Genomic DNA, 19790 nt, shown 5'->3' on the forward strand with positions numbered 1-19790 from the left:
CCGGACCACGCCGGCCGGCGTGTCGTCGCGCGCTGACGGCCCGTACGGGTGACGGCCCGTCAGGCCGGGTCGCGGAGGGGTGCGGCGGGAGGGGCCGTACGGAAGGCGCGTCCGGTACCGCGACAGGGGCCGTACGGGGTGCGGGGCGCCACCGGCACCCCGCACCCCGTCCCCGTATCCCCGTACGCGTCCCTACTCCCCCATCCCGTGCACCGCCGGGATCGTGCCCAGTCGGCCCGCCTGGAAGTCCTCGAAGGCCTGGCGCAGTTCGGCCTGGGTGTTCATGACGAACGGGCCGTAGTGGGCCATGGGCTCGCGGATCGGCTGCCCGCCGAGGAGGACGACCTCCAGGTCCGGCGTGTTGCCGTCCTGCTTCTCGTCGGCGCGGACGGTGAGGGCGCCGCCCTTGCCGAAGACGGCGGTCTGGCCCGTGTGGACCGGTCGCCGGTCGGCGCCGACGGTGCCGCGTCCGGCGAGGACGTACGCGAGGCCGTTGAAGTCCTCGCGCCACGGCAGGGTGATCTCGGCGCCCGGGCGCAGGGTGGCGTGGATCATCGTGATCGGGGTGTGGGTGATGCCCGGCCCGTCGTGGCCGTCGAGCTCGCCGGCGATGACGCGGAGCAGCGCGCCGCCGTCGGGGGTGGTGAGGAGCTGGACCTGGCCGCCGCGGATGTCCTGGTAGCGGGGGGCCATCATCTTGTCGGCGGCGGGCAGGTTGACCCACAGCTGGAGGCCGTGGAAGAGGCCGCCGCTGACGACGAGGGCCTCCGGCGGCGCCTCGATGTGGAGGAGGCCGGAGCCGGCGGTCATCCACTGGGTGTCGCCGTTGGTGATGGTGCCGCCGCCACCGTTGGAGTCCTGGTGGTCGAAGATCCCGTCGATGATGTAGGTGACGGTCTCGAAGCCGCGGTGGGGGTGCCAGGGCGTGCCCTTGGGCTCTCCGGGCGCGTACTCCACCTCGCCCATCTGGTCCATCATGATGAACGGGTCGAGGTACTGGTAGTTGATCCCGGCGAACGCGCGGCGCACCGGGAAGCCCTCGCCCTCGAAGCCCGAGGGGGCCGTGGTCACGGCGAGCACGGGGCGGGAGACGGCGTCGGCGGGGGCGGTGACGCGCGGCAGGGTGAGCGGGTTCTCGACAGTCACGGCAGGCATGACGGACCTCCTAGGTGCGGCCTCGGCGGCCGTGTACGTCCACTTTAGTTGAACGCTGAACTTCTTGCCACCCGGAACACGGAACGCCCGGGAGGAATTCCTCCCGGGCGCCCCCGTGCGTTCAGGATCGGTCAGCCGTACATCCGGCGCATCGCGAAGTCGACCATCTGCTCCACGGCCTTCGCGTCGAAGACCATCCGGTGGTCGCCCTCCATGTCGAGGACGAAGCCGTAGCCCGTCGGCAGCAGGTCGATCACCTCGGCGCCGGTGATCACGAAGTACTTCGACTCCTTGCCCGCGTACCGCCGCAGCTCCTTGAGCGAGGTGAACATCGGGATGACCGGCTGCTGGGTGTTGTGCAGGGCCAGGAAACCCGGGTTGTCCCCGCGCGGGCAGTAGACCTTGGAGGTCGCGAAGATCTGCTGGAAGTCCTCGGGCGCGAGCGTGCCGGTCGTGAAGGCGCGCACGGCGTCCGCGAGGGAGGGCGGCGAGGGCTCGGGGTAGAGCGGGGCCTGCTGCTGCCCGTACCCGGCCTGCATGCCGCCCTGCATGTCGGCCTGCGGGGCGTACTGCTGCTGCGGAGGCGGCGGGTACTGCTGCTGGGCACCCGGATTCTGCTCGTAGCCGTACATGGGGCCAGCCTATCGACCCGTGGACGGTCCCAGCACTGCCCATGGGCGGTCGCGCGGCCCGGCCCACCGGCGGTCGCGCGGCACCGCCCATCGGCGGTCGCACCGCTGCCCGTGGGCGGTGACGGCGCAGTCGGCCCCACCCGCACCCGATCTTCGAACGCCCCTGCCCTCTTGCTAAGTTCGCGGAAGCAACTTTCGGTCACCACGGGGGTGGAACATGGCGTTGAACGCCACTTGGGAAGAGCTGTTCGGCGGAACAGGCGGATCAGGCGGGACGGCACCGCCGGGACAGCCCGCGACGATGACCCTCGCGGGGGTGCCCGCCCCCGATTCCGGTGGAGGCGGCGGCGACGCGGACCTGAAGGCCGACGAAGGCCCCTGGCACCAGGCCGGGAACACCGCCGGTGAGCTGCGCACCTCCACCACCGCCTCGCTCACCGACCTCGACACCGCGAACGAGGGCGTCAGCGGCGGCACCGCCGGCTTCGACTCCTCGGCCGGCCTCGCCGAGATCCTCGGCACCTGGAAGGCCCGCCTCGGCGCCGTACGCGACGAGTGCGGCCGCCTGGAGGGCGCGCTGAAGGGCGCGGGCCTGCAGTTCGGCGAGCGCGAGGCCGCGACGAAGCGGAAGATCGCCGCCGAGGCGCCGGCTCCCGCGCGGAAGGAAGGCTGAGCCCCGTGCCCACCTGGCAGCAACTGCGCGACGTGAGACTGAACGAGTACACCGACGCGGCCGACGGCTGGGGCAAGGTCTCCTCCCGCTCCAACGCCGACAAGGACCGTGTCGACAACGGCATGTTCGCCAGGATCCACGACACGCAGAAGGGCGAGACCGCCACCGAGGCGACCCACGCCGTCCGGCAGCTCAGCCGCAACTACCAGTACCTGCACACCGAGTGCGGACTGGTGCGCACCGCGCTCAACGGGCTCGCCTCGGAGCTCGCGGCCCCGCAGAAGAAGCTGAAGCAGGCCCTGGAGGACGCGGAGAACCTCAAGTTCACCGTGAAGCCCGACGGTTCGGTCGAGTACCCGACCGACTCCTTCGTCCTCTCGCCCGGCTCCCACACCGCCGAGCACGGCGCGCCCGTCCCGCTCGCCCCCGGCAAGGGCGAAGGGGTCGGCAGCGCCGACGCCAACAAGGGCAAGGCCGAGGACATCGCCCAGCGCATCGGCGACGCCGTCCGCGAGGCCGCCGAGATCGACGGCCGCTACGCCGCCGCCCTGCGCAGGCTCAAGGCCGGCCCCGGCCTGGACGTCAGCGACGCGGACCTGGTCGACGCCGCCGCCGACACCAAGGCCCTCCAGCAGGCCGCCGGGAAGTACGCCGACGACGACCGGATCCCGCACGGGAAGTCCGCCAAGGAGAACGCCGCGTGGTGGAACGGCCTCAGCCAGGAGCAGCGTGACGAGTACGCCACGCTCTACCCGGCCTCCGTCGGCGCCCTCGACGGCATCCCGTCCTCGGTCCGCGACGACGCCAACCGGACGGTCTTCGCCGAGAACCGGGCGCAGATCCTGACGGACCTGAACAAGCCCGCGCCGAACCAGTACATCCCCAACCCGAACGGCAGCTACCCGGCCGCGGTCCTCAGCCCCGAGTACAAGCAGTGGCAGAAGGACCAGGAGCGGCTGAAGGAGCAGCTCAAGGGCAGCGACTCGATCCAGGCCCGCTTCGACGCCACCGGCAAGGAGGGCCTGCCGGAGGCGTACCTCCTCGGCTACGACAAGGAGGGCATCGGGCGGGCGATCATCGCCAACGGCAACCCCGACACCGCCGACCACACCGCGGTCTACGTGCCGGGCACGACGACGAACCTGAAGGACTTCGACGGCAACATCAAGCGGATGACGGAGACGTGGCTGGAGACCTCCAAGTGGGCGCCGGGACAGAACGTCTCGACGATCACCTGGTTCGGCTACGAAGCTCCGCAGTCCATCGCTCCCGACGCCATGCAGAAGGAGTGGGCACACAACGGATCCCCCCAGCTGCTCCGGTTCATGGACGGTCTGGAGACCGTCCAGGGCGGCGCCGACAACAGCCACACCACGATCATCGGACACAGCTACGGCTCGACCGTCGTCGGTGACGCCTCGAACAAGGGCGACCTGGCGGCCGACGACATCGTCGCGGTCGGCAGCCCCGGGATGCTCACCGGGAAGGCCGAGGACCTGGACGTCGGCAAGGACCACGTCTGGTCCGAGGCGGCGTGGAACGATGTCGTGCCCGCGGGTGGCAAGGTTGCCGGACTCGGCGGTTATACGTGGGGCGTCGAGACCTGGAACGGCATCCCGTTCAACGCCGGGTACGTGCAGACCGTTCCCTCCGACGAACTGTTCGGCGCCCATCGGATGGACGTCGACACCAGCGGACACAGCGACTACTGGACCCGGGACTCCGAGAGCCTGAAGAACCAGGCGAAGGTCGTGGCAGGCCGGTACGACAAGGTGAACGAGGACTGATGAACGCCAGCGACCAGCGCACCCCCACGGGCACGACCACGACCTCGGCGCGCCGCCGCATCCGGCGCCCGGCCGCTGTCGGCGCCCTCCTTCTCTGTCTCACCACTCTCGTGACGGGATGCTCCATGAACGACGCGGACGACCTCGGCTACACCCCGACGACCCTCGAGGTCGAACAGGCACGGACGCGCACCAAGGAGGTCTCCAGCGAGATCTTCGACATGATCGGCCTGCCCCAGGGCAAGACGACCCCGGGCGGCGCGAGCGCCTCCACCTGCGCGGAGGACCCCGAGCACCTCTTCAGGATCCGCCATCCGTGGTCGGTGTACGACGTCTCCGAGGAGGAGCTGAAGCAGGGTTTCGAGCGGCTCCACCAGGCACTGCCCGCCAAGGGCTGGAAGGTCGTCTCGTACGGCCCGAACAACAGCGAGGCCAGGAGCCTGGAGCTCACGGCGGAGTCCGAGAAGGAGCACTTCGCCGTCAACGCCGAGCTGTGGGTCGGCAGCACCGACCCGAAGAAGAAGAACCTGATCGGCCTCACCGTCGTCTCCGGCTGCTTCCGGGCCCCCGAGGGGACGGACCTGAAGGGCCTGTACTGAGGCGCGGTCGTCGTGTGAGGGAGGCGCGGTCGTCGTGTGAGGGGGCCCGGGGCACATGCCCCGGGCCCTTTTTCTGCGGCTCGTGTCACAGATGACCGGATAGGGGTTGCTCTTATTACCGGTGGGTAGCATCATCGTAGAGAAGCGTGGGCTACTCACCGGTAGTACGAGCACGACCACGTCCGCGTACCAGGACATCCGCCTCCCCGAGCCTTAACGGAGCCGTCGCCATGGGGCACTACAAGTCGAATCTCCGCGACATCGAGTTCAACCTCTTCGAGGTCCTCGGCCGCGACAAGGTGTACGGCACCGGGCCGTTCGAGGAGATGGACGTCGAGACCGCCAAGAGCATCCTCGACGAGATCCGCCGCCTCGCCGAGAACGAGCTCGCGGAGTCCTTCGCCGACGCCGACCGCAACCCGCCGGTCTTCGACCCCGAGACCAACACCGCCCCCGTACCGGCCACCTTCAAGAAGTCGTACAACGCCTTCATGGAGTCCGAGTACTGGCGCCTCGGCATCCCCGAGGAGATCGGCGGCACCGTCTCCCCCCGCTCCCTGATCTGGGCCTACGCCGAGCTGCTCCTCGGCTCGAACCCGGCCATCTGGATGTACTCCTCCGGCCCGGCCTTCGCCGGCATCCTCTACACCGAGGGCAACGAGGCGCAGAAGAAGGCCGCCCAGATCGCCGTCGAGAAGCGCTGGGGCTCCACCATGGTCCTCACCGAGCCCGACGCAGGCTCGGACGTCGGCGCCGGCCGCACCAAGGCCACCCAGCAGGAGGACGGCTCCTGGCACATCGAGGGCGTCAAGCGCTTCATCACCTCCGGTGAGCACGACATGGAGGAGAACATCCTCCACTACGTCCTCGCCCGCCCCGAGGGCGCCGGCCCCGGCACCAAGGGCCTCTCCCTCTTCCTCGTCCCGAAGTACGAGTTCGACTGGGAGACCGGCGAGCTCGGCGCCCGCAACGGCGTCTACGCCACCAACGTCGAGCACAAGATGGGCCTCAAGGCCTCCAACACGTGCGAGATGACCTTCGGCGACAAGCACCCCGCCAAGGGCTGGCTCATCGGCGACAAGCACGACGGCATCCGCCAGATGTTCCTCATCATCGAGTTCGCCCGCATGATGGTCGGCACGAAGGCGATCTCCACCCTCTCCACGGGCTACCTCAACGCCCTGGAGTACGCCAAGGAGCGCGTCCAGGGCACCGACCTGGCCAACTTCATGGACAAGGCCGCGCCCAAGGTCACCATCACGCACCACCCCGACGTCCGCCGCTCGCTCATGACGCAGAAGGCGTACGCCGAGGGCATGCGCTCCCTCGTCCTCTACACCGCCACCGTGCAGGACGAGATCGCGATCAAGGAAGCGGCCGGCGAGGACGCCAAGGCACTCCACGGCCTCAACGACCTGCTGCTCCCGATCGTCAAGGGATACGGCTCCGAGAAGGGCTACGAGCAGCTCGCGCAGTCGCTCCAGACCTTCGGCGGCTCCGGCTTCCTCCAGGAGTACCCGATCGAGCAGTACATCCGGGACGCCAAGATCGACACCCTCTACGAGGGCACCACCGCCATCCAGGGCCAGGACTTCTTCTTCCGGAAGATCGTCCGCGACCAGGGCGCCTCCCTGAACGCGCTGTCCGAGGAGATCAAGAAGTTCCTCGCGGTCGGCACCGGCGGCGACGACCTGGCCGACGCCCGCGACGCGCTCGCCAAGGCCGCCGTCGACCTCGAAGGCATCGTCGGCACGATGATCACCGACCTCACCGCCACCGGCGAGGACGTCAAGAACATCTACAAGGTCGGCCTCAACACCACCCGCCTGCTGCTCGCCTCCGGCGACGTCGTCGTCGGCTACCTGCTGCTGCGCGGCGCGGCCGTCGCCGCCGAGAAGCTGGCCGCCGGCGCGACCGGCAAGGACGTCGCGTTCTACCAGGGCAAGATCGCGGCCGCGAAGTTCTTCGCCGCCAACGTCCTGCCCGGCGTCACCACCGAGCGCGCCCTCGCCGAGGCCGTCGACGGCTCGCTGATGGACCTGGACGAGGCCGCGTTCTAAGACGCGCCCCCGTCCTTGCAGGAACGGCCCGTCCCCGGGGAGGGGGGCGGGCCGTTCTGTTTTTTCGGGGGGGGGGGGGGGCTCGGCTCGCCGGTCCCGGGGGTGGACGCGACCGGGCCCATCGGGAGGCGGGGGCCAGGGGGGGCCGCGGGCGGCGGTCCCCTGCCGTTCCCACGGAGCCCCGCTGCGTAAGGTTGGGCCATGAGCAGCGCAGCTTCCCGTCCCGCCGCCGGTCCCTTCGACCGCGGACACACCGACGACCTCATGGCCTTCCTGGCGGCCTCGCCGTCGCCGTACCACGCGGTCGCGAGCGCCGCCGAACGGCTCGAGAAGGCCGGTTTCCGGCAGGTCGAGGAAACAGCGGCGTGGGACGGGACGCACGGCGGGAAGTACGTGATCCGCGGCGGTGCCCTCATCGCCTGGTACGTGCCGGAGGGCGCCGCCGCCCACACCCCGTACCGCATCGTCGGCGCCCACACCGACTCCCCGAACCTGCGCGTCAAGCCGCAGCCCGACATGGGCGCGCACGGCTGGCGGCAGGTCGCCGTCGAGATCTACGGCGGCGCGCTCCTCAACACCTGGCTGGACCGCGACCTCGGCCTCGCCGGACGCCTCACGCTCCGCGACGGCAGCCACCACCTGGTCAACGTCGACCGGCCCCTGCTGCGCGTCCCCCAGCTCGCCATCCACCTCGACCGGGGCGCCAACGACGGCCTCAAGCTGGAGCGCCAGCGGCACATGCAGCCCGTCTGGGGCACGGGTGACGTCCACGAGGGCGACCTGATCTCCTTCGTCGCCGGCGAGGCCGGGGTCGACGCCGAGGACGTCGCCGGCTGGGACCTGATGGTCCACTCCGTCGAGGCGCCCGCCTACCTCGGCCGTGACCGCGAGCTCCTGGCCGGGCCCCGCATGGACAACCTGCTCTCCGTCCACGCGGCCGTCGCCGCCCTCGCCTCCGTCGCGGGCCGCGACGACCTGCCGTACATCCCGGTCCTCGCCGCCTTCGACCACGAGGAGAACGGCTCCGAGGCCGACACCGGCGCCCAGGGCCCCCTCCTCGGCAACGTCCTGGAGCGCTCCGTCTACGCACGCGGCGGCGCCTACGAGGACCGGGCGCGGGCCTTCGCCGGCACGGTCTGCCTCTCCTCCGACACCGGCCACGCCGTCCACCCCAACTACGGGGAGCGCCACGACCCGACGCACCGCCCGCGCGTCAACGGCGGCCCGATCCTCAAGGTGAACGTCAACCAGCGGTACGCCACCGACGGCGGCGGCCGGGCCCTGTTCGCCGCCGCCTGCGAGAAGGCCGGGGTGCCCTGGCAGTCGTTCGTCTCCAACAACGACATGCCCTGCGGCACCACCATCGGCCCGATCACCGCCGCCCGCCACGGCATCACGACCGTCGACATCGGCGTCGCGATCCTCTCCATGCACAGCGCCCGCGAACTCTGCGGCGCCGAGGACCCGTTCCTCCTCGCGAACGCCCTCGTCGCCTTCCTGGAGGGCTGACCCCGGCCTTCGGCGAAACATCCGCGAAAGGGCCCGCCTGACACCGTCGCCCCATGCACCGTCATGAGGGCCCGCCCCGGAAGAAGTTCGTCCTGTCCCTGACCGCCGCCGCGCTGTTCGGCACGGCGCTGGCCTGGGGACTGATCGACCGATACGACGACCGGCCGCCGTGGGGCACGGACATCGCGTACGAGGGGGGTTACGTCCTGGCCTCCCGGATCCGCGGGTACGACGTGGACGGGACGCGGACGAGGGCGCTGCTCGACGGCGAGTGCGCGCTCATGGAACGGCAGGGCCTCGGCGGCGCCCGGTCCGTCCACGATCCGGCGGCCTGGGTGGCCGGGTGCCTGGACGGGGCCGCGGGGCGCCCGTCCAGGAACCAGGGGATCGTCAGATGATCAGGCGTCCAGGCCCGCGAGGATCAGGGGCAGGCGGGTCACGCCCGTCTCCGTGACCTTCACCGGAACGCCCCAGTCCTGCTGGTGGACGTGGCAGGCCGGGTACTCGTTCGACGGGTCGTCGTCGCAGGACGCGGCCATCGCCGAGACGTGCAGGACGCCCTCGGTGACCTCCGGGTTCAGGTCGAGCTCCCGGAAGAGGTCCGTGCCCGTGCCCTCGCCGCCGAGCAGCAGCTCCGGCGGGGTCGAGGAGACCAGGAGCCGGGTCGAGGGGCCGTAGCGGTCGTCGAGCTTCTGGCCCGTCGGGGCCTGGAAGACGACGTCCAGGCGGAGCCGGCCCGGGGCGACCTCGGTGGCCTCGCGCCGGGTGCGGTGCGCCACGGCGTCGACCTGGACGGCCTCCTCGGGGAGCCGCAGCCGGGTCAGCCGGTGCCGGGCGGACTCGACGACCACGATGTCGCCGTCGACGAGGACCGCGCCGCTGGGCTCACGCAGATCGGTGGCGAGGGTGGTGACCTCGCCGGTGGCCGGGTCGTAGCGGCGCAGGGCGTGGTTGTACGTGTCGCTGACGGCGACCGAGCCGTCGGGCAGGGCCGTGACGCCCAGCGGGTGCTGGAGCAGGGCCTGGCCGGCGTCCCCGTCGCGGTGACCGAAGTCGAAGAGGCCGGTGCCGACAGCGGTGTGGACGTGGCCGTCGCGGTCGATCCAGCGCAGGGCGCTGGTCTCGGCGTCGGCGATCCACAGCCGGTCCTCGGTGGCCGAGAGCCCCGACGGCTGCGCGAACCAGGCCTCGGCGGCGGGCCCGTCGACGAGCCCCTCGTTCGTCGTCCCGGCCGCGACCTCGACGGTCCCGCTCTCCGGGTCGTACGTCCACAGCTGGTGGACGCCCGCCATGGCGATCCACACCCTGCCCTGCCACCAGCCCACGTCCCACGGCGAGGACAGGTCGACCTCCAGGGCGGGCCCGGAGGTGGCGGACCCCTGCCACCACTGCCTACCGGTGCCGGCGACCCGTTCGATCGTCCCGGTCGCGGGGTCGAAGACGCGGAGGGAGTGGTTCACGGTGTCGGCGACGACGATCCTGCCGTCGGGCAGCGCCGCGAGACCCTGCGGCTCGCGGAAGACGCCTTCCCCGATGCGCCGTACGACGGTCTCGCCGTCGGCCGCCAGCTCCACGAGCTGGTGCCGGGTCGTGTCGGAGACGAGGAGGTTCCCCGAGGGCAGCAGGATCGCCTTGCCGGGGAACCGCAGGTCGGTGGCGACGGGCTCGGGCGCCACGTACGGCCCGTCGCCGCGCCGCAGCGTCCCCTTGGCGCCGTGCTCGGCCTCCAGCTCCTCGACGAGCGTCCGGATCGCGTTGGCGTGCCCCTCGCCGGCGTGCTGGGCGACGACGTACCCCTCGGGGTCGATCACGACGAGCGTCGGCCAGGCCCGCACGGCGTACTGCTTCCAGGTCGCGAGCTCGGGGTCGTCCAGTACGGGGTGGTGCACCTCGTACCGCTCGACGGCGTCGACGACGGCCTGGTGCTCGGCCTCGTGGACGAACTTCGGCGAGTGCACCCCGACGATCACGAGCGTGTCGCGGTGCTTCTCCTCCAGTTCGCGCAGCTCGTCGAGGACGTGCAGGCAGTTCACACAGCAGAAGGTCCAAAAATCAACGACAACGCACTTACCTCGCAGGTCGGCGAGGGTGAGTTCCTTGCCACCTGTGTTCAGCCAGCCGCCCTTGCCGATCAGCTCGGGGGCACGGACACGGGCAGGTCGCCGGGGGGCGGGCGCGGGGATGGGCGCCGGGGCAGCATCGTTCATCCTTCAAGCTTGCCACCCACCTGTGAAGGCGGGATCACGCCCACACGAAGCGCCTCCCCTGGGCATACGTTCCAGCACACGGCGCGCACCTACGGCTTCGGTGTAGCCGTAGGTCTGGATCAGGCCCGGCATCCAACTGACTCTCCCCTGCGGGGGACTCGTCGGTCGGAGTGTCGGGATGATGCCGAGGAAAAGAGGTAACCGGGTGAGAGCGTCACTTCGTCACCCCTGTCCGCTGCGCGCTCGCCTTGGTGCTCAGGCAGGAGTGTCGCTTGCCGCCAGCTGTGCCCAATGGATCTGGATGCGTTGCGCGGGGATGATGCGCTGCCCGCGCACTCCCTTGCTCACCTCCACGCGGTCTACGGCGAGCGACAGCCGTTCGCGCCGGTCCTCGTTCGTCGCGTCCGTCCATGCCTCGCGCAAGGTGACGCCATCGAGCATGGGAGACACGTCCACGGAGGGCAGGGGGAGCCTGTGGAGATCGCCGCGGAGGCCGTCGATACGTCCCCTCAGACGCCCTGAGAGCCGGTTGTAGCGTTCCACGGCTGTCGCGCCACTGAACTCGCCACGCACATAGCGTGCATCCTCCAGATCAGCCAGGCGTGCTTCCTCGTCCTGGATCTCCGCAGTGAGGGCATCACGTTTCGCGAAGGTCTCCGGGTCCACACGGTGCACCCAGCGATCTGCGATCGCGACAAGCAGCGGATCGTCCGGTTCGAGCGCCGGAAGCTTGGTGAGGAACTGTTCGGTCACATACTGATCCACCGCATCAGCCAGCGCTGACGCTCCGATGCACTGGTTGCCCGCGCGACGGGCCATGCACTGATAGCTGCCGCCCACACGGTGCATCCGGCGACCGCAGCCAGGAACCGCGCAATAGACAAGTCCTGTGAGCAGCGCCGTCCCCTCGGGCTTCGGGCGCCGCTTTCCCGCGTGCACGAACGTTCTGGATTCCAGTGTCCGGATGATCCGTTCACGCTCTTCGACCGTGATGATCCCCTCGCCGATCTCAACCGTGTCAAGGGTCTCGGGATCGCGGTACGGAAAGACCCTGCCCGTGTACTTCCGCTCGCCGTCGTCCGTCTCAACGGTCTCGGTCTCCGGCATCAGACCGGCGAAGGCCGGTGAACGCAGGAGCTGCATGATGCTGGCCGCATTCCACTGCCCGCCCCTGGGCGACAGGATCTCGTACTCGTTGAGGAGTCGGGCAATCTTGACCAACGAGGTCCCGGCGAGCGCTTCATCCGCGATCAGGCGGGCGTAGACGGCATGCGCCGGGTCGTGGACAAGCTTCTTGGTCTTCGGGTCGATGAGCAGCCCATAGGGAGACTGTCCGCCGATCCACTGGCCCTTGCTACGGAGGTAGCGCTTGGCGTGGCCGACGCGCGTACCGAGATTCTTCGATTCGGACCGGGCGAGCTCAGCGAGCATCGCGACGACCATGCGCTCTGAGTCGTTCGAGGTGTCGAGACCGTCCAGGACAGAGACGATACGGCCGCCGGCCTTCTCGATTTCGTCCAGCAGCTTGCCCACCTCGCCGATGCCCTTGCGGGAAAGACGGTCCAGTTTCCAGACGATCAACGTGCCGACGACGCCCGCTGTAACCGCCGCCAGCGCGGCATCGAAGCCCTTGCGCTCAACGGTCTTGTAGCCAGAGCGCCCTCTGTCCAGGTGGACCTTGCGGACGGTCAGTCCGTTGCGTTCGGCCCAGGCACGGCAGTCGGCTTCCTGCCGTTCGATTGCGGTCTTGCCGTCACGGTCGAGAGACAGGCGGAGGTATAGGTCACAGATCGTGGCTTGGTGCACACACTGAGTGTGACCAAAGGTTCGGTGCCCTGTTGTCTATTCGCAGAAATCGAGCAGAACGATCTTTCCTCGCAGGTCGGCGAGGGTCAGGTCGTTCCCTCCCGTGTTCAGCCAGCCACCCTTGCCGATCAGCTCGGGGGCGCGGACACGGGCACGGCGGGGTGCGGGTGCGGGCGCGGAGTCGTTCATGTGTCAAGGGTGCCGTACGGGTGGAAAGAGGGGGCCGGGTGGGGCGGGGGCGCGTGTCCGGGAGCGGGGTGGGGGCGGGCGCTGGTGAGCATGGCGGGCATGCCGGAACGCTTGATCGGATCATCACACTTTTCCCGCCATCGGGTGAGCGGGGGACTCCTGGTGGTGCTGCTCGTCCTGCCGGGCGTGGCACTGCCCGTGGCTCTCGCGCGGGCGGGTGGGACCGGCGACGGGGGTCTACGGCTCACCGTGACCGTGAACGGCCGGGGCGACACCGGGCGGCGGCCGCCCGACATCCGGGCTGGAGGACAGGTCGTGGTGCGCTACCGCCTCGTGAACCACGGGGAGGCGGACCTGCACGGGGTCCGGGTCGTCGACCCCCAGGTCCCCGCCGGGTCCGTGCGCTGCCCGGGGAAGCCGCTGCCCGCGGCCGAGGAGTTCGACTGCGTCGCCAGGTTCCGCGCGGCACCCGGCATGCACTGGGGCACCGTCCGCGCGGAGGGCGCCGTCCCGTCGCTCCGACGGCGGCTCACCGCGACCGCCCGCGCCGGGTACAGCGGGGTGGTCCCCGAAGGGGGCGGGGGGTCTGGAGCGGCCGCTGCGACGAGTGCCGGAGGGAGCTCCGGAGGGGTCTCCGCGGGATCGGGAGGAGGCGCCGGCGGGGCCTCCGCAGGGGGGACGGTGGCGGGTTCCGTCGGGGGTGCCGGAGGGGCCTCCGCAGGGGGGACAGGAGGGGGTTCCGGAGGGGGTTCCGGCGGAAATTCCGGCGGGGGTTCCGTCGGTGGGGCGGGTACGGGGACGGTGGGCGCGCTCGGCGTGCCGCCACCCGGGGTGCCGGGGGCTCCCGCAGCACCCGGACGCGCCGCCCCGGGGGCGGGGGCCGGGCAGCCCGGCGCGGCGCCGCCCGGAGAGGACGCGGCCGGGGCCGGGGCGCCCGGGACTGCCGCCCCCGGGGGCGGTACCGCGGTGGGCGGCGCGGCGAGGACCGGTGCCGGGACCCTGGCCGGCACGGCAGCGGCCGGGGCGCCGCCCACCACCGGCGCCGGGGCCGACACGGCAGCGGCGCCGGCGGCAGCAGGGGCCAGGGCGCCCGAGGCTGTCGTCCCGCCCGGGCTGCCCGCACCCCCCGGAGCCGCGTTCGCCGGAGTCGATCCCCCGGCCGCCCTGGCCACGGTCCTGCCCATCGGACCGCCCGGGACCGGCCCCGACCCCGCCACCACCGGAGGCACCGGCACCGGCATCAGTGCCGAGGTCGGCGGTGTCGACTCCGGTGTCCGTCCGCCCGTCGTCCGTCGCGCCGCCGCTCTCGACTCCGAGGGGTTCCTGGGGCGGCTGCGGCGGCGGGGGAGGGAGGCGGGTGAGTTCGGCGTCGTGACGATGCTGCTGCTGCTCCTGATCCCGGCGGCCCTCGCGGCCGCCCTCCTCGGCAACCGGAGAAGCTGACCGTGGCCCTGCTCGAAACGCTCGTCGTCGTCCTCGGCGTCGCACTCGTCGCCGCCCTCGCCGTCGTCGCCAAGACCAGGCTGTTCCCCCTCGGCGAGGAAGAGGAGCCGCGCGAGGACGTCGCCGAGTACATCGCCATGATGGTGTCGGTGCTCTACGCCGTCGTCCTCGGCCTCTGCCTCGTCTCCGTCTGGGACACCCGCTCCTCCGCCGCCGACCACGTCCAGGCCGAGGCGAGCGCCCTCCACCAGATGTACCTGCTCGCGGACGCGCTCCCCGCCGACCGGCGGCAGCCGCTGCGCGACGCGGCCCGGACGTACGCCGGCCATGTCGTCGACGTCGAGTGGCCGGTGATGGCGGAACGCGAACCGCTCGACGCGTCCGGCTGGCGGCTCCTCGAACAGCTGCGGCGGGCCGGTGAGGTGGAGGACTCCGCGAAGGTGCCGCAGCAGATCGCCGCCCAGGAGGTCCTCGCCCAGCTCGGCTACGTCGACGACGCGCGGCGCGGACGGGAGGCGGCGGCGCAGGAGCGGCTCTCCCCGGTGCTCTGGGCGGGGCTGCTCATCGGAGGCACGCTGACGCTGGCGTTCATGTTCCTGTTCGGGATCAGGAGGAGCGCCACCCATGTGGTGATGGTGATGGGCCTGGCGGGCTTCATCGCGTTCACGGTGCTGCTGATCCACCAGCTCGACTCGCCGTTCGGCGCGACGCTCGGGGCGACCCCGGACGCGTTCACCCGCTACTTCGGGTGAGAACCGCCGCTCGTACGGGCAGGCATACCGGCGTGAAATATCTCGTACGGGACAAGATCTTCGCGATCGGTGACGACTACTGGATCGAGGACGAGCAGGGCCGCCACGCCTTCCTCGTCGACGGGAAGGCGCTGCGGCTGCGGGACACGCTGGAGCTGAAGGACCCCGACGGGCAGGTCCTGATCACGCTGCGGCAGAAGATGTTCAGCCTGCGGGACGCCATGACCGTCGAGCGGGACGAGCGGCCGCTCGCGACCATCCGCCGCAAACGGCTCTCGCTGCTGCGCAACCACTTCCGGGTGACGCTCGTCGAGGGCACCGAACTGGACGTCAGCGGCCGGATCCTGGACCGGGAGTTCATCGTCGAGTACGAGGGTGAACTCCTGGCCCACATCTCCCGGCAGTGGTTCCACGTCCGCGAGACGTACGCGGTGAACGTGGTCCGTGAGGACGCGGACGCCGCCCTGCTCGTCGCCGTGGCGGTGTGCGTGATCCGGATGGCCGAGCGCGAGCGGGGGGACGACTAGACGACCCTCCCCCAAGGCGGCCATCCGATACGCGGCCTTCAGCCACGCGGCCCTCCGCCAGGCGGCCTTCCCCACGCGGCCTCCGCTACGCGGCCTTCCGCAGGGCCTGCTCCAGGTCCGTCCACAGGTCCTCGACGTGTTCGATGCCGACCGAGATCCGGACCGTGCCGGGGCCGATCCCGGCAGCCGCCAGGGCCGCCGCGTCGAGCTGGTGGTGGGAGGTGGAGGCCGGGTGCATCACCAGGGTCTTCACGTCGCCGAGGGAGACGCTGAGGGAGGCGAGGCGCACCGCCTCGACGAAGGTACGGCCCGCCTCCCGGCCGCCCGCGAGGTCGACCGAGATCACCCCGCCGCCCCCGCCCGGCAGCAGACGGGCGGCGATCTCCCGGTCCGGGTGGCTCGCGAGGGCCGGGTGGCGTACGGCCGCGACGGCCGGGTGCGCGGCGAGCCGGGCCGCGAGGTCGGCGGCGCTCGCGCACTGCCGTTCCATGCGCAGCGACAGGGTCTGCATGCCACGCAGGGTCAGCCAGGCGGCGAACGGGTCGGTGGAGGCGCCCTGTTCGACGGCGTGGTGGCGGACCCTGCCGTACAGCTCCCGGTCCTTGAAGACGGCGACGCCGCCGAGGACGTCCGCGTGCCCGGCCAGGTACTTGGTGGCCGAGTGGACGACGATGTCGGCGCCGTGGTCGAGGGGGCGGCACAGGAGCGGCGAGGCGAAGGTGTTGTCGACGGCGACCGGGACACCCGCCCCGGCCGCGACGGCGGCGAGCGCGGGCAGGTCGGAGACGCGGGTGGTCGGGTTGGCGATGGTCTCCAGGTAGAGGAGCCGGGTCCGGGGGCGCAGGGCCGCCCGCACCTCCTCGGGGTCGGTCCCGGAGACGTACGTGACGTCGACGCCCCAGCGGGTGGCGAGGTCGGTGAGGACCGCGTACGTGCCGCCGTACAGGCAGCTCTGGGCGATGACGTGGTCGCCGCTGGACAGCAGGCCGAGCAGGACGGCGTTGACGGCGCCCATGCCGGAGGCGAAGGAGAGGCCGGCGGCTCCGCCTTCGAGGCGGGCGACGGCGTCCTCCAGGGTGCGGACGGTGGGGTTGCCGAGGCGGCTGTAGAGGAAGGCGTCCGCCGAGGTGAAGGCGGTGGCGAGGGCGTCGGCCGAGTCGAAGGCGAAGACGTGGCCCTGGTGCAGGGGGACGCCGAGGGGCCTGCTGCCCGTGATCTCCACGTGCGGCGGATGGACGGCGAGGGTCTCGGGGCGGACCGTGTCGGCGCCGGGCGGTACGGGGCGGAGGGGCGTGGCGGCGGAGTCGTCGGCGTGGCTCATGCGATCCAGTCTGTGGACCCGCCGCTTGCCTTCCCAGGGCCAATCCCGGCAGATTGGTCCGGCGATGGAGCCAATCGACGTCTCGCTGGACCTGGACCGTCTCGTCGCCCGCCTCGGCCGCTGGTCGGCCGGGCGCGGGCCGCTGTACCTGCTGCTCGCGGCCCGGCTGCGCCGGCTGATCGACGAGGCCGCGCTGCCGCCGGGCGCGCTCCTGCCGCCGGACCGGCGGCTCGCGAAGGCCCTGGCCGTGGGCCGTACGACGGTGGTCGCGGCCTACGACACGCTGCGGCAGGAGGGGCGGCTCGTGCGGCGGCAGGGCAGCGGGACCCGCGTCGCGCGCCCGGCGCTCGCCCCGGAGGCGCCCCGGGTCACCGAGACGTCGAACCCGCTCTTCCTGCACCTCCTGGAGGCGCCGGACGACGTGATCCTGCTGAGCTGCGCGGCCCCCTCGCAGCCGCCGCCCGAGCTGGCGGAGGCGTACCGCTCGCTCGTCCTGCCCGACGGTGACATCGGCTACCACCCGGCCGGTCTCGCGGCGCTGCGGACGGCGGTCGCCGGGCGGTACGCGGCGCGCGGGGTGCCGACGGACCCGGGGCAGATCCTGGTCACGACCGGGGCGCAGCAGGCGCTGTCGCTGCTGACCCGGCTGCTGCTCGCGCCGGGGGACGAGGTGCTGGTGGAGGCGCCGACGTATCCGGGGGCGCTCGACCTGTTCCGGGAGGCGGCCGCCGTACCGCTCCCGGTGGCGGTCGGGCCGGACGGGGTGGACGTGGCGGAGGCGGTCCGGCTGATGGAGCGTCACCGTCCGTCCCTGGCCTATGTGGTGGCACGGTTCCAGAACCCCACGGGCGCGGTGCTGCCGCCGCTCGCCGGACGCAGGCTGGTGGAGGCGGCGAACGCGCTGGGCGTGCCGCTCGTGGACGACGAGGTGCTGACGGACCTGGCGTTCGACACCGCGTCGCCGCCGGGGCCTCCGCTGTCCTCGTACGGCGAGGTGATCGCGGTCGGTTCGCTGAGCAAGGTGGTGTGGGGCGGGCTGCGCATCGGCTGGCTGCGCGGTCCGGCGCCGCTGGTCGCCCGCCTCGCCCGGCTCAAGGCCCTCCACGACCTCGGCAGCGACCTGCCGTCCCAACTCGCCGCGGTCCGCCTCCTCGACGGCTTCGGCCCGGTCCTCGCGGCCCGGCTGGCGTCGGTGCGCGCGGGCCACGACCACCTCAGGGCCGAGCTGGGCCGCCTCCTGCCCTCCTGGTCCTGCGCGCCGGCCACGGGCGGTCAGACGCTGTGGGTACGGCTCCCCCACGGCGACGGCGTCACGTTCGCCCAACTCGCCCTGCGCCACGGGGTGGCCGTCCTGCCGGGCGCGACGACCGACGCGCTCGGCGGCAGCCTCCGCCACCTCCGGCTCCACCACCTCGCGCCGCCCGGGATCCTGACGGAGGCGGTACGGAGACTGGCGGCGGCGTGGGCGGAGTACACCCCGGGCCCGGCGCCGGAACGGGCGTCCTTGCGGGGCATCACGCTCTGAGCGCCTCACCTGACCGTCGTACCGCGCCGTCGTACCCGCCGTCGTACCGAGAAGGAGTCCCCGGCATGCACACCGACGTCACCCCGTTCGCCCTCCAGGCGTGGAAGGAAGGGAACAGGCACCACTACAGCGCGGGCTGGAAGGGGGTCTCGCCGGAGTTCGGCGAGATCGTCCTGACCTGCCCCCTGCCCCGGACCACGCCCGAGTCGATCGTCTCGGAGCTGCGCGGCGGGCTGCTCCCGACCACCTCGTTCGAGGCGCGCGGGATACACGCGGAGGGGCTCACGCTGCCGACCCTCAACCGCTCCACGCTGCGGGTCGGCGACCGGATGGTGTACCTGGACCGGAACCGTTTCGGCGCCACCCTCGCGCAGCGGGCCGTGGCCATGCGGTACGCGGGCGACCGCTACCGGCTCGCGGCCCTCGACAAGCACGGGTACGTGCTGACCCGCGAGGCCGACGACGAGGACCCCGGGGTCACGATCACCGTCCGCGAGTCCGGGCGCGGCAGGAACCGCAGGCTCTCCGTGCAGGCCGCCGGGCGCGCCGAGGGCGGGGACCTGGCCCTCGGGCTGATCTTCGCGGGCGTCGACCGGTCCGCCCTGACGCGGATCGGCGCCGTGAGGGCGGGCATCTCCCGCGTGACCCACTTCTGGACCGAGTCCCAGTACTGACCCCCGCGGCCGCGGGTGCGGGCCTCAGTCCCGGTACCGACGCCCGGGGCCGCACCCCGCGGACCGAGTCCCGCCGCGACCGCGGGGTGCGGGCCTCAGTCCCGCCGCGGCGTGGCGAGCCCGAGCACCCGGTCCTTGAGGGCCGGGAACTGTTCGCGGGTCGTGGCGACCTTCGCCGGGTCGAGGTCGACCCGCAGGATCTCCTCGTCCGGGCCCGCCTCCGCGAGGACCTCGCCCCAGGGGTCGACGACGATCGAGTGGCCGGCCTGCTCGACGCCCGCGTGGGTGCCCGCCGTGCCGCAGGCCAGGACGTACGCCTGGTTCTCGACGGCACGGGCCTGGGCGAGGAGGGTCCAGTGGGCGCGGCGGCGGGCCGGCCAGCCGGCCGGGACGACGAAGGCCTGGGCCCCGGCGTCGACGAGCCCGCGGAAGAGCTCGGGGAAGCGCAGGTCGTAGCAGGTGCCGATGCCGACGGTGAGGTGCGGCAGGTCGACGGTGACGAGGTCCTCCCCCGCGGCCATCATCACCGCCTCGCCCTTGTCGAAGCCGAAGCGGTGGATCTTCCGGTAGGAGGCCGCGAGTTCGCCGTCGGGGGAGAGGACGAGCGAGGTGTTGTAGAGGGCGCCGCCCTCCGCCTCGACGAAGGACCCGGCGTGCAGCCAGACCCCGGCGTCGCGCGCGGCGGCCGCCATCGCCCGGTGCGTGGGGCCGTTCAGCGGCTCGGACTCGGCGGCGAACGACTCGTAGGCGAAGGCGCCCATGGGCCACAGTTCCGGCAGGACGACGAGGTCGGCGTGGCCGGATTCCTCGCGTACGAGACGGGCCACGCGGGCCCGCCTGGCGTCGACCGGTTCGTCCGGGTCTACCGCGATCTGGATCAGCGAGGCGCGCACACTACCACCGTCCTGGCATTCGAGCCGTCAACACCGGC

Annotated in this window: 18 protein-coding genes; 11 read left to right on the plus strand and 7 right to left on the minus strand. The window is 71.9% G+C overall.

The features are described from left to right. Positions 1 to 192: 192 nt before the first annotated feature. Positions 193 to 1155: a pirin family protein gene (locus AMK29_RS11650; RefSeq protein WP_073811449.1), complete on the minus strand. Its 963-nt coding sequence runs from the start codon at positions 1153 to 1155 to the stop codon at positions 193 to 195. 131 nt (positions 1156 to 1286) lie between these two features. After that, entirely contained in the window at positions 1287 to 1787 is a 501-nt protein-coding gene (locus tag AMK29_RS11655; protein WP_073811451.1) for an SseB family protein, read from the minus strand. 316 nt (positions 1788 to 2103) lie between these two features. On the opposite strand from AMK29_RS11655, the gene AMK29_RS11660 reads away from it, so the two are divergent. The 6 genes from AMK29_RS11660 (at position 2104) to AMK29_RS11685 (ending at position 8813) form a co-directional block, all read left to right on the plus strand. Further along, the gene (locus AMK29_RS11660) at positions 2104 to 2460 is read left to right on the plus strand and encodes a hypothetical protein (RefSeq protein WP_143202891.1); all 357 of its coding nucleotides are present in this window, start codon (positions 2104 to 2106) and stop codon (positions 2458 to 2460) included. 5 nt (positions 2461 to 2465) lie between these two features. Beyond that, positions 2466 to 4247, plus strand: a complete 1782-nt coding sequence (locus tag AMK29_RS11665) for an alpha/beta hydrolase (protein WP_073811456.1) — start codon at positions 2466 to 2468, stop codon at positions 4245 to 4247. Further along, on the plus strand, positions 4247 to 4846 hold the full coding sequence (locus tag AMK29_RS35020) for a hypothetical protein (RefSeq protein ID WP_079196839.1): 600 nt from the start codon (positions 4247 to 4249) through the stop codon (positions 4844 to 4846). The genes AMK29_RS11665 and AMK29_RS35020 overlap by 1 nt, the downstream gene beginning before the upstream one ends. A gap of 230 nt (positions 4847 to 5076) precedes the next feature. After that, complete coding sequence (locus tag AMK29_RS11675; protein WP_073811459.1) at positions 5077 to 6906, plus strand: acyl-CoA dehydrogenase; 1830 nt, start codon at positions 5077 to 5079, stop codon at positions 6904 to 6906. Positions 6907 to 7107: 201 nt separating this feature from the next. Then, positions 7108 to 8415 (plus strand): M18 family aminopeptidase, encoded by a 1308-nt coding sequence (locus AMK29_RS11680; protein WP_073811462.1) that lies wholly within the window; start codon positions 7108 to 7110, stop codon positions 8413 to 8415. 53 nt (positions 8416 to 8468) lie between these two features. Continuing rightward, on the plus strand, positions 8469 to 8813 hold the full coding sequence (locus tag AMK29_RS11685; RefSeq protein ID WP_073811464.1) for a hypothetical protein: 345 nt from the start codon (positions 8469 to 8471) through the stop codon (positions 8811 to 8813). Here AMK29_RS11685 and AMK29_RS11690 read toward each other — a convergent pair whose 3' ends face one another. From AMK29_RS11690 to AMK29_RS36355, 3 genes are all read right to left on the minus strand, one after another. Continuing rightward, the gene (locus tag AMK29_RS11690; RefSeq protein ID WP_073811467.1) at positions 8814 to 10622 is read right to left on the minus strand and encodes an NHL domain-containing thioredoxin family protein; all 1809 of its coding nucleotides are present in this window, start codon (positions 10620 to 10622) and stop codon (positions 8814 to 8816) included. A 255-nt stretch (positions 10623 to 10877) separates the two neighbouring features. Continuing rightward, positions 10878 to 12428, minus strand: coding sequence for a recombinase family protein (locus tag AMK29_RS11695; protein WP_073811469.1), 1551 nt, complete (start codon positions 12426 to 12428; stop codon positions 10878 to 10880). A 36-nt stretch (positions 12429 to 12464) separates the two neighbouring features. Next, on the minus strand, positions 12465 to 12617 hold the full coding sequence (locus AMK29_RS36355; protein ID WP_158071309.1) for a hypothetical protein: 153 nt from the start codon (positions 12615 to 12617) through the stop codon (positions 12465 to 12467). A 966-nt stretch (positions 12618 to 13583) separates the two neighbouring features. Here AMK29_RS36355 and AMK29_RS36145 point away from each other — a divergent pair. Genes AMK29_RS36145 through AMK29_RS11710 form a run of 3 tightly spaced genes read left to right on the plus strand, consistent with a single transcriptional unit; the run spans position 13584 to position 15339 of the window. Next, positions 13584 to 14060: a hypothetical protein gene (locus AMK29_RS36145; RefSeq protein WP_073811471.1), complete on the plus strand. Its 477-nt coding sequence runs from the start codon at positions 13584 to 13586 to the stop codon at positions 14058 to 14060. 2 nt (positions 14061 to 14062) lie between these two features. After that, positions 14063 to 14812, plus strand: a complete 750-nt coding sequence (locus tag AMK29_RS11705) for a bestrophin-like domain (protein ID WP_073811473.1) — start codon at positions 14063 to 14065, stop codon at positions 14810 to 14812. A 32-nt stretch (positions 14813 to 14844) separates the two neighbouring features. Further along, positions 14845 to 15339, plus strand: a complete 495-nt coding sequence (locus AMK29_RS11710) for an LURP-one-related/scramblase family protein (protein ID WP_073811476.1) — start codon at positions 14845 to 14847, stop codon at positions 15337 to 15339. Between the two features lie 85 nt (positions 15340 to 15424). Here AMK29_RS11710 and AMK29_RS11715 read toward each other — a convergent pair whose 3' ends face one another. Beyond that, positions 15425 to 16660 (minus strand): trans-sulfuration enzyme family protein, encoded by a 1236-nt coding sequence (locus tag AMK29_RS11715; protein WP_073811479.1) that lies wholly within the window; start codon positions 16658 to 16660, stop codon positions 15425 to 15427. A gap of 64 nt (positions 16661 to 16724) precedes the next feature. Here AMK29_RS11715 and yczR point away from each other — a divergent pair, with 64 nt between their 5' ends. Next, positions 16725 to 18185 (plus strand): aminotransferase-like domain-containing protein, encoded by a 1461-nt coding sequence (yczR, locus tag AMK29_RS11720; RefSeq protein ID WP_073811481.1) that lies wholly within the window; start codon positions 16725 to 16727, stop codon positions 18183 to 18185. A 65-nt stretch (positions 18186 to 18250) separates the two neighbouring features. Beyond that, the gene (locus tag AMK29_RS11725) at positions 18251 to 18859 is read left to right on the plus strand and encodes a hypothetical protein (RefSeq protein ID WP_073811483.1); all 609 of its coding nucleotides are present in this window, start codon (positions 18251 to 18253) and stop codon (positions 18857 to 18859) included. Positions 18860 to 18954: 95 nt separating this feature from the next. Here AMK29_RS11725 and AMK29_RS11730 read toward each other — a convergent pair whose 3' ends face one another. Further along, positions 18955 to 19752 carry a carbon-nitrogen family hydrolase gene (locus AMK29_RS11730; protein WP_073811485.1) on the minus strand — a complete coding sequence of 266 codons (798 nt, stop codon included), beginning with the start codon at positions 19750 to 19752 and terminating at the stop codon, positions 18955 to 18957. Between the last annotated feature and the right edge of the window lie 38 nt (positions 19753 to 19790).

Origin of the sequence: Streptomyces sp. CB02261, from assembly GCF_001905665.1 — a bacterium.
GTDB lineage: Bacteria > Actinomycetota > Actinomycetes > Streptomycetales > Streptomycetaceae > Streptomyces.